The sequence below is a fragment of the Bartonella sp. AA18HLJMS genome (genome assembly GCF_042197245.1).
Taxonomy (GTDB): domain Bacteria; phylum Pseudomonadota; class Alphaproteobacteria; order Rhizobiales; family Rhizobiaceae; genus Bartonella.
Genome location: NZ_JBHIRP010000002.1, coordinates 162,366 through 175,295 on the forward strand (window position 1 = coordinate 162,366; position 12,930 = coordinate 175,295).

Consider the following 12,930-nt stretch of genomic DNA (forward strand, 5'->3'; position numbering starts at 1 on the left):
TTTTGCAATGAAGACACAAGATGTCATTGATATTTTTAAACAAGCAGATGCTATTCTAGAAGGGCATTTTATTTTAACATCGGGGCGCCATAGTGCGACTTATATGCAAAAAGCGAAAGTATTCATGCATGCTGACTTGACGGAAAAGTTATGTCGTGGATTGGCTGAAAAAATCAAAAAATCTATCGAGGGAAAAATTGACTATGTTGTTGGTCCCGCAATTGGCGGTCTTATTCCTTCCTATGAAACTTCACGTCACCTTGGTGTTCCTTCTCTTTGGGTAGAGCGTGTAAATGGCATCTTTGAATTGCGTCGTTTTGAAATCAAGAAGGGTGCACGGATTGTTATTGTTGAAGATATTGTAACAACGGGTCTTTCCATTCGTGAGACTGTTGAAGCGCTTGTTGCAGCAGGAGCAGAGGTATTGGCTAGTGCATGTATCCTTGATCGTTCTGGTGGTAAGGTCAATGTTGGAGTTCCATTGATTGCGCTTGCTGAATACGAGATAACCTCTTATGCTAGTGATGCACTTCCTGCAGAGCTTTCTGTTCTTCCCGCGATTAAACCAGGCAGTCGAAATATTTAATTGTCGTTATATTTTTTTTGTGCAAAAGCTTAAAAAGATTAATTTGGATGATATAGATTATTTCATCATCAAAAGATGTATATTGAGAGTCATATGCTTTTTCGTCGTCGAGAACCAATAGATTTTGTAACGCGTATTCGACTTTGGTTATGGCCACGTCGTTCATTTTCTCGCTCATTTTGCTACATACATAAACGTATTTTGCGTATATCAGCAACACCGCATGAAGTAGCATTAGGGGTTGCTGTTGGCGTTTTTTTAGCTTGTTCACCTTTCTTTGGGCTGCATATTATTTTGGCAATATTTTTTTCTTGGCTTTTGCGTGCAAACTTTGCTGCCGCAATCATTGGGACAATTTTTTCTAATCCACTCACATTTTTATTGATTGTCATGGCTGATTATAAAGTAGGGTATTTTTGTTTATCACTTTTTAGCGATGTCAAAGAGATTTCTCTTTCGCAAATTCGTGCTCTATTTAATGGTTTGACATTGTCAAATCTCTCTCTCCTCTTTAAAGGCGCATGGGACACAATTATGAGTCCTATGATTTTAGGGGGAACTCTTTTAGGTATTGTTTTTGGTGGTTTATCTTATATAGGTGTTTACAGAGCAACGGTTCGTTTTAAACAAAAGCGATACCAAAAGATTATAAAAAAAAGGCGTTTAAAGAAGCGCTCATCGCCTGTATTAAAACAGAAATAAATTTAAGAAAGATCGGGTAATATCTTATGATTATTGGTCTTGGAAATGATCTGGTTGATATACGACGTATTGAGAAAATGTTGGTTCGTTATGGTGAGCATTTTATCGAACGTATTTTTACGGATATTGAAAGAAATAGATCTGAAAATCTCAAAAAAAGCTCCTCTTCTTATGCAAAAAGATTTGCTGCTAAAGAAGCATGTGCTAAAGCCTTAGGAACGGGAATCGCTTGTGGTATCAATTGGAAAGACATGGGGGTAGTTAATTTGCCGTCTGGTAAACCAATAATGCAATTAACAAATCGTGCGCAAATACAACTTCAAAAGTTATTACCTCCTCATCATGATGCAGTTATTCATCTTAGTATAACAGATGATTTTCCTTGGGCGCAGGCATTTATTATTATCGAAGCACTTCCACGTGGATAGATGGCATGAGAGATTGTGCTTTTGTTATTTGAATATTATGATGAAAAAAATTATATCTGTGATGAGAAGGCAGTTGGTGATGATCCAAAAAGATAAAGTGCATAAAAAAGAAAAAAAAGGTGGGCTTCGTGAATTTATTTCTGTTTTAATACAGGCTTTGCTTTTAGCAGCGTTTATTCGGACACTTTTTTTCCAGCCGTTTAGTATTCCTTCCGGTTCAATGCGTCCTACTTTGTTGGTGGGAGATTATCTGTTTGTTTCTAAGTATGCATATGGGTATTCTCGTTTTTCCATCCCCTTTTCTCCTCCTCTTTTTTCTGGACGGATTTGGGCATCTCAACCTCAACGTGGAGATGTGGTCGTTTTTCGCTTACCAAGTAATCCGAAGATTGATTATATAAAACGCGTTGTTGGGCTACCAGGTGATCGTATACAAGTCCGTCAAAGTGTCCTTTATATTAATGATGAGGCTGTTTCACGTCACTTTATGGGGGAGATTGATAATTCTGATATAACAGAGGTTAACTATCCTGTTGAGGTTTATCGCGAGACAATGCCTAACGGTGTCAGTTATGATACACTTGATTTAGCTTTCATCCCGAAAGTTGATGATACAGAAGTCTTTGAAGTTCCTCAAGGACATTACTTTATGATGGGAGATAACCGCGACAATTCAGATGATAGTCGTTTAGATGTAGGCTATGTTCCAGAAGAAAATCTTATTGGTCGCGCGAGCGTGATTTTCTTTTCTATCAGTAATGGTTCAAGTGCTTGGCAGATTTGGCGCTGGCCATTTGATGTGCGTTGGAAACGTTTGTTTTCTTTCATAAATACGGTTCATGATTTGCCGCTTATCAAGCAAGGAAGCAACGATGAAACGTCTCATGATTGATCAGCTTTTCAAGCTGACGGGGCATCGTTTTAAAGATGAAGAGAGGTTAAAGAAGGCATTAACACACTCGAGTGTACAAGATTCGGAACAGGGGAATTATGAACGACTAGAGTTTCTAGGGGATCGGGTTTTAGGGCTTTTGATTGCAGAGATGCTGTATCAACTTTTTCCTCAGGCAAGTGAAGGTGAATTATCAGTTCGTTTAAATCATCTGGTCAATGCACAGACATGTGCTGATATTGCGCGTGAAATGAGGCTTCCTGATATGATCCGTGTTGGTTTTGAGATGAAAAATTTTGAGGGACGTCGACTTATCAACATGCATGCAGATGTCGTGGAAGCTTTGATTGCAGTAATATATCTCGATGGAGGATTGGAAAGCGTTCGCCCTTTTATTCAAAAATATTGGCAAAGTCGGGCAAAGAAAATGGATGCTGGTCGACGTGATGCCAAGACAGAATTACAGGAATGGGCGCATATCCAAGGCAATGCACAACCACATTATCAGGTTATAAAACGTTCAGGTCCAGATCACGATCCTGTTTTTATGGTAGAGGTCAGTATTTCTGGGTTTGCTTCAGAGATTGGGCAGGGAAGCTCCAAAAGATATGCTGAAAGAATGGCAGCTGAAAAAATTTTGCGACGAGAGGGTGTATGGAAAACAGTAGGAAAAAATGATCATGAGTGACGTTATGAAAACGCGTTCTGGGTTTGTTGTGCTTATTGGGATGCCTAATGCCGGTAAATCGACATTGGTTAATCAATTGGTTGGAACAAAGGTTTCAATTGTAACACATAAGGTACAAACAACACGAACTTTAATCCGCGGTATTGTCATTCATGATGATGTGCAAATTGTGTTGGTCGATACACCGGGTGTTTTTCGTCCCCATAAGCGCTTAGAACGAGCCATGGTCTCTGCTGCTTGGGGAGGGGCTAAGAGCGCTGATGTTCTACTCGTTTTAATTGACGCTCAAAGTGGTCTTTCGGATGAAGTTGATATGATGTTAGATATTGTAAACAATATGAAACAAGAAAAAGTTCTTGTTCTTAATAAGGTTGATACAGTTGTTAAATCATCTCTTCTAGCGTTAACCACTAAAATAAATGAACGTGTAAAGTTTGCGCAAACATTTATGATTTCTGCTCTAAACGGTTCTGGTTGCAAGGATTTACTTCATGCGTTGAGTAACATGATGCAGGAAGGGCCATGGTATTATCCGGAAGATCAAATTTCTGATATGCCTATGCGTCATCTTGCTGCTGAAGTTACGCGTGAAAAACTTTTTCTTCGTCTTCATGATGAACTTCCTTATTCCTCAACGGTTGAAACAGAAAACTGGGAAGAGCGTTCAGATGGTTCCGTTAAAATTAATCAAGTTATTTATGTCGAGCGTGAGAGTCAGAAAAAAATTGTCTTAGGAGCAAAAGGCGATACAATTAAAGCGATTGGTCAAGCAGCACGTAAAGAACTCATGGAAATTATGGATCAAAAGGTTCATCTTTTTCTCTTTGTGAAAGTGCGCGATAATTGGGATACTGATCCAGAACGTTATCGCGAAATGGGATTGGATTTTTTAAAATAAGATTTTTAAAAATAATTAAAGTAAAATGAAGTGGAAAGAACAAGCCGTTATTCTTGGTACACGCCAATATGGTGAAACAAGTGTTATTCTTGAGATTATGACACGTGAACATGGTCGTTATATGGGAGTGGTAAAAGGGGGGCGGTCGCGTCGTATGGCAGCTCTTCTTCAACCTGGAAATTTTGTGGAGGCTGAATGGTGGGCTCGTTTAGACGAACATTTGGGACTTTTTCGGCTTGAAGCTCTTGATTTACATGCGGCACGATTAATCTGTCTACCAGAAGCACTTTATGCTTTGCAATTGATAGCTTTTCATTTGCGGCTTCTTCCCGAACGTGATCCGCACCCCATTTTATATGATATTTTACACCTTTTTATGCAGAATTTTGATGAACCATTTGTAAATGCAGAATTGCTTGTACGTTTTGAAATGCTGCTTCTTGAAGAACTTGGTTTTGGTCTTGATTTATCTTGTTGTGCTGCAACAGGTCGTCAGGAAAGGCTTCATTACGTATCACCAAAATCTGGTCGGGCTGTCTGTGAAGAAGCAGGAGAACCTTGGAAAAAAAAGCTTCTCATTCTACCACAGTTTCTTGTACAAAGAACGACTCGTCCTGCTGATTTTAGTGATATAATAAATGGTTTTATACTGACGGGTTTTTTTCTTATGCGTCATGTCTGGGAGCCACGAGATATAAAGCAGCCGTCAGTGCGCATGAATTTGATACAATTGTTTGAGCGCCAATTTGGTGTACAGGCATTAATTTGTTGATCTGATGATAATTGAATGGGAAAATGAGAATTTTAAAGACAATTGCTGAAGTTCGCCAATATACTTCAGAGGAACGACGTTTAGGTTTTTCGATTGGTTTTGTTCCAACAATGGGGGCATTGCATGATGGTCATCTTGCATTAGTACAGTATGCAAGAGCAATGTGTGATCGCGTAGTGGTTTCTATTTTTGTCAATCCAAAGCAATTTGGACCTCATGAAGATTTTTCTCAATATCCAAGAGATTTGAAGGGCGATTGTGCTTTGTTAAAAGAAGCAGGTGTTGAATGTGTTTTTGCTCCTTCTGTCGATGAAATGTGGCCACTAGGAAATGATACAATTGTGCAAGTGAAAAAATTATCACGTATTTTGATGGGAAAATTACGTCCGGGGCACTTTTGTGGTGTAACAAGCGTTGTTGCTAAACTTTTTAACATTGTCCAAGCAGATAAGGCTTTTTTTGGGGAAAAAGATTTTCAACAAATTTTAATTATTCGGCGTATGGTTGAAGATTTGGCTTTTCCTATTGAAATCGTTGGAGTTCCTATTCTACGGGAGTCAGATGGTGTAGCTTGTTCTTCACGCAATCAGCTTTTAACATTAGAAGATCGTAAAGCTGCCAAAATTATTCCTGAAAGTGGAAAAGCTGCTGAAAAGCTTTATCATGAAGGTGAACGGTCGGTTGATAAATTATGCAAAACTGTTCGTGATATTTTACAACAAGAAACGCGTGCAATCATTGAAGCGATAGATTTACGGGATATGGAAACTTTATGCGTGGTTAAAGGAACATTGAATAAACCGGCGGTTTTACTCCTTACTGTCCGTTTTGGTGAGGTAAGGCTGATTGATCAATATATATTGCAAGAGAAGGGTGGAAAATGAGTGTACATAAAACCGTAAAGCGTATAACATCTTCCGAAATACGTGCACGAAAGGGACAACAGCCAATTGTTTCTTTAACAGCTTATCAAGCTTATACTGCGCGGATTGCTGATCCATATTGCGATATCCTTTTGGTTGGTGATAGCGTTGGGATGGTTGTGTATGGGTTTGAGACAACGCTTCCTGTTAATTTAGATATGATGATTTTACACGGGAAAGCCGTGGTGCGTGGATCTCAAAAAGCTCTTGTTGTTATTGATATGCCTTTTGGATCTTATGAGGAAAGTCCAGAACAAGCTTTTTTAAATGCATCGCGCATTCTTGCACAAACGGGGTGTGGTGCAGTTAAGCTTGAAGGGGGCGTTTATATAGCCCAAACAATAGATTTTTTGTGTAAACGTGGCATTCCAGTGATGGGGCACATTGGTCTTACACCCCAAGCAATGAATCGTTTTGGTGGTTTTAAAACACAAGGACGCAAGGAGAATGATTGGCAAAGAATTGAAGCAGATGGAGCAGCGATTGAAGAGGCAGGTGCTTTTGCTGTTGTTTTAGAAGCAATGGTTGAACCTTTAGCGGTGAAACTGACAGATAAGCTTTCTATCCCTACGATCGGTATAGGGGCGTCCAATCAATGTGATGGGCAAGTATTGGTTATGGAAGATATGTTGGGCTATGGTTCTCATGTGCCAAAATTTGTACGCCGTTATGGAGACCTTGAACAAGCGATGGAAACTGCAATAAAGAATTATGCAGAGGATGTCACATCTCGCGCTTTCCCAGCGGATAATGAAGTTTATAAACTAAAATAAACTTCAGTTTAAGATGAAAGGTTTGACAAGAGAACATTTTTTATTTTGATAATGAATGTGCATTATTTAATATATTTTGTATGCAATTTGAACTGTGCTTTTTTCCATTTCTTTAATGAAGTCACGCCTCTCATGCAAAACAGAACGCCATTGGGTCGCTAATTCACGTGCTTTTTTAAAGAAAGCTTTCTTAAGGTACCCAACCTATTTCGCGACGGCGTTCGTGAATAGTATAGTGGTAAGTCCCTTATAAAGTTTATAAAATTTATAGAGTACTCCCGTCTTTACGCTTCATAAGAGAGCAAGCCGGCATCATCACACACTTTGCCAATTTTCAATGCTGCGACAGCGCTTAGCACTTGAGATGGTTCATAAGGAGCATTTTAACTCTTTCTTTAAAAAATTTTACCCACACGCCAGACCCGCTTGTGGTGTGCAAGAGAATGATTTTGATTGATTCAATATAAACAGATTTGAAATGAGTGAAGCTTACGATATTAGGAGCTCTCATTCAAAATGAAAAAACAATGAATTATTATTATAAGTCAGTGTGATGATTCTGTAATGACAAGGAATCAACAATGCGAAGAGTCTATAATCTTTGGGCATCCAAGTCATTAAAGCGCGTTAAAAATGCGTTTTCAATGTGTTGTGTAGAATAGGGGGATAAATTAAGATCATCGGGTAGAATATTATTGGGAGAGCCAAAATAGCGAAAGGCTTCTTCTGTATTAAATCCAGCAAGCGTAATCGCTTCATAATAGGCAGCAATACGGTCGGCTTGTTTAATTTTTTTTAAAAGTTTTTGAGAAAGATCAACGGGAAGAGAAAAGCGCATGTGGATAGCATCTTGGATGCGCTTTTCAACGCGTTCATATTGTTTTCCTATGACAGCTTTAAAAGGGGAAATCATATCGCCGATGACATATTCTGGAGCATCATGAAGAAGGGCATAAAGACATTCGTTGCTTTCCGATTGTGGAAAAAGTTTTTGAAATATTTGTTCAACCAAAAGTGAATGTTGTGCAACAGAATAGGCATGCTCTCCTCGTGTTTGACCGTTCCAACGTGCCACGCGAGAAAGTCCATGGGCAATATCTTCAATTTCAACATCAAAAGGAGAAGGGTTGAGAAGATCAAGTCGCCTTCCAGAGAGCATTCTTTGCCAAGCGCGGGCTTCTCCATTTTTTAATAATTCAGCTTTAGCCATGAGTATTTTCTATAGTATTTTCAGGAAAGGTAAAATTCATATTTTCAGCAATGCTTATAGTGACAGGAATGTTTTTTACAGTAAAGGGGATGTTATAATCCATAGCATCTTTGACGTGGTCAATACGCATTAAAGCAAGAGCCTCATTTCCTATACATGTTCCCAAGTAGCCAAGCACTTTTGTTCCTGCTTCAATGTTAGATTGAGGGGTTAATTTACACTGGCCTTTTACAATAAAAATACGGCGACGTACTGCACGGCGGTGGTGCATTCGTGAAACAATTTCTTGTCCAATATAACATCCTTTATTGAATGCAAGTCCATTGATTTGATCGTAATTAATATCATGAGGAAAGACTTTGCCAATTTCATAGTCTTGATCACTTTCCGCAATTGCATAACGGATACGCAATTGATTCCATGTGTCATGATATTCTGAAGTCAAAAAAGGTTTTTTGCCATAGATTCGTATTATTTTTTCTTGTTGTGGGAAGCGTTTATCAACAAAACTTGAATCAAAATTTAAAGCATCTGATTCATTATTCAAAAAAACTGTAACAAGCTCTTGAAATGGTTGTGTAATTTCTACTTTTTTGCGCAGCTTATAGAGCAACAGACGCTTATGGAGCGTATCAGCTAAAGGCATCCTGATATCAATCAGGTAACCATCTTCTTTTTTTCCGATAAGAAAATCAGCAAGAACCTTTCCTTGTGGGGATAAAAGGGCTCCAGGGAAAAGTTCCTGTGGACTGATTTTTTTTACATCTGTCGTGATCAGGGATTGTAGAAAATCTGTTGCTTCTTCGCCTGTAATTTGAATAAGCCCGCGGTTTTTTAAGCAAATGGCATTTTGTTTTTTAATCATGGTTCTTGCCTTTCTGCTCAAAGTTACATAATCGATAAGTGAGCAATATGTAAGGAGCGTGGTTATGTTTAAAACATTTGATATAATTTTTAAAGGTGCAACACTTGTGAATCATGATGGAAGAAGCAAGCGTGATATTGGTATTACAAATGGTCGTATTGCTGAAATAGGCGACCTTACATGTGCATCGGCTAGTGAGGTCATTGATTGTACGGGGCTTCATATTTTACCAGGAATTATTGATAGCCAAGTGCATTTTCGTGAGCCAGGAAATGAATATAAAGAGGATTTGGAAAGTGGCTCGTATTCTGCTGTGTTAGGGGGTGTTACGGCAGTTTTTGAAATGCCTAACACCAATCCATTGACAACATCAGAAGAAACATTAAGCGATAAGGTTAAACGCGCATTTCATCGAATGCATTGTGATTTTGCATTTTGGGTTGGAGGAACGCGTGAAAATGCTCATGAACTATCTGAATTAGAAAGACTTCCTGGTGCGGCTGGAATTAAAGTCTTTATGGGGTCCTCTACCGGTGATCTTTTGGTTGATGATGATGAAAGTGTACGCCTTATTTTGAAGAATACACGCCGTCGTGCGGCTTTTCATTCTGAAGATGAGGCGAGGCTCAAAGAGCGTAAAATATTGCGTATTGAAGGGGATGCATCGTCACATCCGATTTGGCGTGATGAAGTTGCGGCATTAAAATGTACGCAGCGTTTGGTAAAAATTGCTCATGAGACGAAGGCTCGGATTCATGTGTTACATCTTTCGACAGAAGAAGAAATTGATTTTCTAAAAAAACATAAGGATGTTGCAACAATTGAAGTGACACAACATCATTTGACGCTCACGGCTGATGATTATAAGAAGTTTGGTACATTAATTCAGATGAATCCGCCTATTCGTGAGCCGCGCCACCGTGACGCTCTTTGGTACGGTGTTCAACAAGGAATTATTGATGTCTTAGGTTCAGATCATGCGCCTCATACTCTTGAAGAAAAACTTCAACCTTATCCCTCTTCACCTTCAGGTATGACAGGCGTGCAAACAACAGCAGCAATTATGTTGACACATGTGAATGCAGGAAAAATATCTCTTGAACGTTTTGTTGATCTCACTTCACATGGCCCTAGTCGTATTTTTGGTATAAGTTGTAAAGGGCGCATTGCTGTTGGGTTTGATGCTGATTTAACCATTGTTGATCTTAAGCGAGAGGAAATTATTACGAATAGCTTAATTGGTTCTCGCGCCGGTTGGACACCTTATGATGGTCAAAAAGTTAAAGGTTGGCCTGTTGGGACTATTATCCGTGGTATGCGCGTTATGTGGGAAGGTGAAATTGTCACACCTTCACAAGGAGAGCCTGTTAAATTTATGGAAACTTTGGTGTAAACAGATTAAAATTATAAGTATGCCGTAAAATACCATCCTTTAGAGTGGTGATATAGGGTATGTCAGCCTCTTTGATACATAAGTGTTTTTTTAATGCGTGGTGAATATTCTTAGGCTTGTTTGTAGAAACTATGCAGCAAATTACATGCGTTAGAAGCCAAGAGGAACCTTGTTCAACAAGAACCTAGATTGTTTACAGAGCAAATTTAGTTAAAAATCTTCGTCCTTTGAGGTGTGGGGAGGAAGCCAAAGAGCAATTTTGTATGGGGAAAAAGACGCTCATACGAATAAAAGCGTATCGAGACATTATTCTTTAAACGTCTCTCTATTTTCAGAGCTGGTTTATTGCTCCCCGCATTTGTGAAAGGAGTATCATTGATACCGCTAAAATTGAGAGAGATACTTTTTGTATAGATTAATTATTTATAATGCATGAGGAGGTTTTCAGATAAAATTCTTCCTTCCTCAATGTATCTTTGATTGGCTTCAATGGCTGCTTGTGTACAATGATGATAATTTTCTGAGAAAGCACGATACGCTTCATTAAACGCTTCATAAAAATAAGCACGTCTTTGTGGAATGGGGTGTTCTGCTTCAATCAGTGCATTCATATAGTCATACCATTGGTTTGTTGGAGGCTCGCAAAGATTTTGGAGAGAATGCAATGATCCCAAAATTTCTGCTAGTCGGAGTAAATTTTTTTCATAAGGTGGAGATTGTTGTGCAAAGGCTGGTATTGAAATGACAAGAAATATTAAAATAATGATGTTCATCAATCTATTACGCATTATTTTTATTGCTTTCTTTGAATAAAACTCTGTAAAGATAAAATAATTTTGTCATGAGAACGGTGTAAAAAAATAAAGTTAATTGCTACATCATTCTCAATTATTGATTATAAAATATAGGGCGTAAGAGGCAGTAAGGAAACCATTGTGGAATATTGAAAATACTGACGAAGCTTTGTGTGGTTAAAAATTTAAGATTTTCTGCCTGCAAGCTATCTATTTTTCACATAGATTTATATTGTATTGCCTATAGATTTTTTTCTAAGCTCATTTTTTTTAAAGAGAGAAAGCATCTCTAATGATAGAACGCTTTTGTCCAATCAAATAAAATAGATTGTTTTTATGATAAACGATGAATACAGCCGTAAATACAATGGGAAAATGGTAAGAAGAATTTACTATAAAAGATACAAGTTTTTAGCTTAAACCGCGTAATACAATGATTTGAGATAAGATACATCTAAAAGGATCGGTGCATAATATCGTCCATGGAGTCAATAAATGAAAGAGTTGCGATTTTATAATACGCTAACACGTAAAAAAGAAAAATTTACACCAATAGATGCGACAAGAGTACGTCTTTATGTTTGTGGACCGACAATTTATGATTATGCGCATATAGGAAATGCACGTCCTGTTATTGTTTTTGATATTTTATTTCGCTTATTGCGTCATGTTTATGGCAATGAGCATGTTCTATATGCACGTAATATCACAGATGTCGATGATAAAATTAATGCACGAGCAGCTAGCGAATATCCAAACGTATCATTGAATGAGGCTATTCGTCACTTAACAGAACGTACATATTCTCAGTTTCAACAAGATACCATAGCACTTGGTTGTCTGTTGCCAACCAGTCAGCCACGCGCCACTGAGCATTTAGAGGAGATGCGCTCTTTAATTGAGAGGTTGCTTGAAAAGGGGCACGCTTATGAAGCCGAAAATCATATATTATTTTCTGTAAGTAGCATAAAAAATCCTCCCCATTATGGGGCATTTGCAAATCGTTCTTTAGATGAAATGAGGGCGGGGGCGCGTATCGATGTTGCTGCTTATAAAAGGGAAGAGATGGATTTTGTTTTGTGGAAGCCTTCTGTGGAAGGAGAACCAGGTTGGAAATCACCGGGCGGAATTCCTGTTTTAGGTCGTCCAGGTTGGCATATTGAATGTTCTGCAATGTCAATGGCAAAGTTATTAGCGCCCTATGGCGGTGGTTTAACCTGTGATGATCCGACCGCCAATGTTTTTGATATCCATGGTGGTGGAATTGATTTAATTTTTCCTCATCATGAAAATGAGATTGCACAAAGTTGTTCAGCTTTTGGGACGGAGCGAATGGCTAATTTTTGGATGCATAATGGTTTTTTACAAGTTGAAGGCAAAAAGATGTCGAAAAGCTTTGGCAATTTCATAACTATTCGTTCTGTTTTAGAGAATAATTTGGGGGAGTTTAATGGTATTTTAACCGATGAAATGAAGCAAAATTGGGCTGGTTTGTCTGCGCGTTTTTCGATGTTGCAAACGCATTATCGTGAACCATTAAATTGGACAGCACAGCGTTTAATACAATCGAGCAGCGAACTGTATCGTTGGTATGAATGGCTTCGCAGCAAAAAGAGTGAGATGAAAAACAATGAAGCAATTGATGATACTTTGATAGATGCACTTAGTGATGATCTTAATACTCCAAAAGCACTGACTCTTTTGCGAAAATTTTATAAAGAAGGAAATGCTTTGGCTCTTCTGAATGGGATGAATTTATTAGGACTGTTAAGACAAGAATGGATTAAAGAAATAGATTGCCCATTATTTATGAGAAAAACTTTCCTTGATACAAAATTTATTGATCAGCGCATTGCCGAAAGACTAAGACTTATCCATAATAAAGAGTGGGAAGCTGCGGATACAATTCGTGATGAGCTTGCAGCCGAGGGGGTTCTTTTAAAAGACAGTAAGGATCCGCAGAGTGGTGAGCGCATAACTGTGTGGGAAATAAAGCGACACTAAAG

General features: G+C 38.4%; 14 protein-coding genes and 1 pseudogene. 11 read left to right on the forward strand and 4 right to left on the reverse strand.

The genetic code is table 11. From position 1 onward, the window contains the following. The first annotated feature begins 7 nt into the window (after window positions 1-7). From pyrE to panB, 9 genes are all read left to right on the forward strand, one after another. Entirely contained in the window at window positions 8-586 is a 579-nt protein-coding gene (gene pyrE / locus ACFINW_RS02440; RefSeq protein WP_375620810.1) for an orotate phosphoribosyltransferase, read from the forward strand. 93 nt (window positions 587-679) lie between these two features. Continuing rightward, on the forward strand, window positions 680-1,288 hold the full coding sequence (locus ACFINW_RS02445; RefSeq protein ID WP_375610146.1) for a DUF2062 domain-containing protein: 609 nt from the start codon (window positions 680-682) through the stop codon (window positions 1,286-1,288). Between the two features lie 26 nt (window positions 1,289-1,314). Beyond that, the gene (gene acpS, locus ACFINW_RS02450) at window positions 1,315-1,716 is read left to right on the forward strand and encodes a holo-ACP synthase (RefSeq protein ID WP_375620717.1); all 402 of its coding nucleotides are present in this window, start codon (window positions 1,315-1,317) and stop codon (window positions 1,714-1,716) included. Window positions 1,717-1,795: 79 nt separating this feature from the next. Then, window positions 1,796-2,608 carry a signal peptidase I gene (lepB, locus tag ACFINW_RS02455; protein ID WP_375620718.1) on the forward strand — a complete coding sequence of 271 codons (813 nt, stop codon included), beginning with the start codon at window positions 1,796-1,798 and terminating at the stop codon, window positions 2,606-2,608. Beyond that, window positions 2,589-3,296 (forward strand): ribonuclease III, encoded by a 708-nt coding sequence (gene rnc, locus ACFINW_RS02460; RefSeq protein ID WP_375612949.1) that lies wholly within the window; start codon window positions 2,589-2,591, stop codon window positions 3,294-3,296. Before lepB ends, rnc begins: the two co-directional genes overlap by 20 nt. Then, the gene (gene era / locus ACFINW_RS02465) at window positions 3,289-4,194 is read left to right on the forward strand and encodes a GTPase Era (protein ID WP_375620719.1); all 906 of its coding nucleotides are present in this window, start codon (window positions 3,289-3,291) and stop codon (window positions 4,192-4,194) included. Before rnc ends, era begins: the two co-directional genes overlap by 8 nt. Window positions 4,195-4,219: 25 nt before the next feature. Next, window positions 4,220-4,966, forward strand: coding sequence for a DNA repair protein RecO (gene recO, locus ACFINW_RS02470; RefSeq protein WP_375620720.1), 747 nt, complete (start codon window positions 4,220-4,222; stop codon window positions 4,964-4,966). 23 nt (window positions 4,967-4,989) lie between these two features. Then, window positions 4,990-5,850, forward strand: coding sequence for a pantoate--beta-alanine ligase (panC, locus tag ACFINW_RS02475; protein ID WP_375620721.1), 861 nt, complete (start codon window positions 4,990-4,992; stop codon window positions 5,848-5,850). Further along, window positions 5,847-6,662, forward strand: coding sequence for a 3-methyl-2-oxobutanoate hydroxymethyltransferase (gene panB / locus ACFINW_RS02480; protein ID WP_375620722.1), 816 nt, complete (start codon window positions 5,847-5,849; stop codon window positions 6,660-6,662). The genes panC and panB overlap by 4 nt, the downstream gene beginning before the upstream one ends. Window positions 6,663-6,761: 99 nt before the next feature. Here panB and ACFINW_RS02485 read toward each other — a convergent pair. The 3 genes and pseudogenes from ACFINW_RS02485 to ACFINW_RS02495 all read right to left on the reverse strand — a co-directional run. Next, window positions 6,762-6,903: pseudogene (locus tag ACFINW_RS02485) on the reverse strand (integrase); the annotation flags it as partial. A gap of 351 nt (window positions 6,904-7,254) precedes the next feature. After that, a complete protein-coding gene (locus ACFINW_RS02490; protein WP_375620723.1) occupies window positions 7,255-7,872 on the reverse strand; it encodes a YfbR-like 5'-deoxynucleotidase in 618 nt (205 codons plus the stop codon). After that, complete coding sequence (locus tag ACFINW_RS02495; protein WP_375620724.1) at window positions 7,865-8,737, reverse strand: YgfZ/GcvT domain-containing protein; 873 nt, start codon at window positions 8,735-8,737, stop codon at window positions 7,865-7,867. The genes ACFINW_RS02490 and ACFINW_RS02495 overlap by 8 nt, the downstream gene beginning before the upstream one ends. A 64-nt stretch (window positions 8,738-8,801) precedes the next feature. On the opposite strand from ACFINW_RS02495, the gene ACFINW_RS02500 reads away from it, so the two are divergent. After that, complete coding sequence (locus tag ACFINW_RS02500; RefSeq protein ID WP_375620725.1) at window positions 8,802-10,130, forward strand: dihydroorotase; 1,329 nt, start codon at window positions 8,802-8,804, stop codon at window positions 10,128-10,130. 419 nt (window positions 10,131-10,549) lie between these two features. On the opposite strand, the gene ACFINW_RS02505 is transcribed toward ACFINW_RS02500, so the two are convergent. Next, the gene (locus tag ACFINW_RS02505; RefSeq protein ID WP_375673753.1) at window positions 10,550-10,918 is read right to left on the reverse strand and encodes a TIGR02301 family protein; all 369 of its coding nucleotides are present in this window, start codon (window positions 10,916-10,918) and stop codon (window positions 10,550-10,552) included. Window positions 10,919-11,419: 501 nt separating this feature from the next. Between ACFINW_RS02505 and cysS the strand changes: the two genes are divergently transcribed. After that, window positions 11,420-12,928, forward strand: a complete 1,509-nt coding sequence (gene cysS / locus ACFINW_RS02510; protein ID WP_375612941.1) for a cysteine--tRNA ligase — start codon at window positions 11,420-11,422, stop codon at window positions 12,926-12,928. Window positions 12,929-12,930 lie beyond the last annotated feature (2 nt).

Excerpts from the sequence above, each read along its gene's own strand:
- panC (WP_375620721.1), top strand. The coding sequence starts at position 4,990 with ATGAGAATTTTAAAGACAATTGCTGAAGTTCGCCAATATACTTCAGAG.
- ACFINW_RS02500 (WP_375620725.1), top strand. The coding sequence starts at position 8,802 with ATGTTTAAAACATTTGATATAATTTTTAAAGGTGCAACACTTGTGAAT.
- cysS (WP_375612941.1), top strand. The coding sequence starts at position 11,420 with ATGAAAGAGTTGCGATTTTATAATACGCTAACACGTAAAAAAGAAAAA.
- lepB (WP_375620718.1), top strand. The coding sequence starts at position 1,796 with ATGATCCAAAAAGATAAAGTGCATAAAAAAGAAAAAAAAGGTGGGCTT.
- recO (WP_375620720.1), top strand. The coding sequence starts at position 4,220 with ATGAAGTGGAAAGAACAAGCCGTTATTCTTGGTACACGCCAATATGGT.
- panB (WP_375620722.1), top strand. The coding sequence starts at position 5,847 with ATGAGTGTACATAAAACCGTAAAGCGTATAACATCTTCCGAAATACGT.
- ACFINW_RS02490 (WP_375620723.1), bottom strand. The coding sequence starts at position 7,872 with ATGGCTAAAGCTGAATTATTAAAAAATGGAGAAGCCCGCGCTTGGCAA.
- acpS (WP_375620717.1), top strand. The coding sequence starts at position 1,315 with ATGATTATTGGTCTTGGAAATGATCTGGTTGATATACGACGTATTGAG.
- era (WP_375620719.1), top strand. The coding sequence starts at position 3,289 with ATGAGTGACGTTATGAAAACGCGTTCTGGGTTTGTTGTGCTTATTGGG.
- ACFINW_RS02505 (WP_375673753.1), bottom strand. The coding sequence starts at position 10,918 with ATGCGTAATAGATTGATGAACATCATTATTTTAATATTTCTTGTCATT.
- rnc (WP_375612949.1), top strand. The coding sequence starts at position 2,589 with ATGAAACGTCTCATGATTGATCAGCTTTTCAAGCTGACGGGGCATCGT.
- pyrE (WP_375620810.1), top strand. The coding sequence starts at position 8 with ATGAAGACACAAGATGTCATTGATATTTTTAAACAAGCAGATGCTATT.
- ACFINW_RS02445 (WP_375610146.1), top strand. The coding sequence starts at position 680 with ATGCTTTTTCGTCGTCGAGAACCAATAGATTTTGTAACGCGTATTCGA.
- ACFINW_RS02495 (WP_375620724.1), bottom strand. The coding sequence starts at position 8,737 with ATGATTAAAAAACAAAATGCCATTTGCTTAAAAAACCGCGGGCTTATT.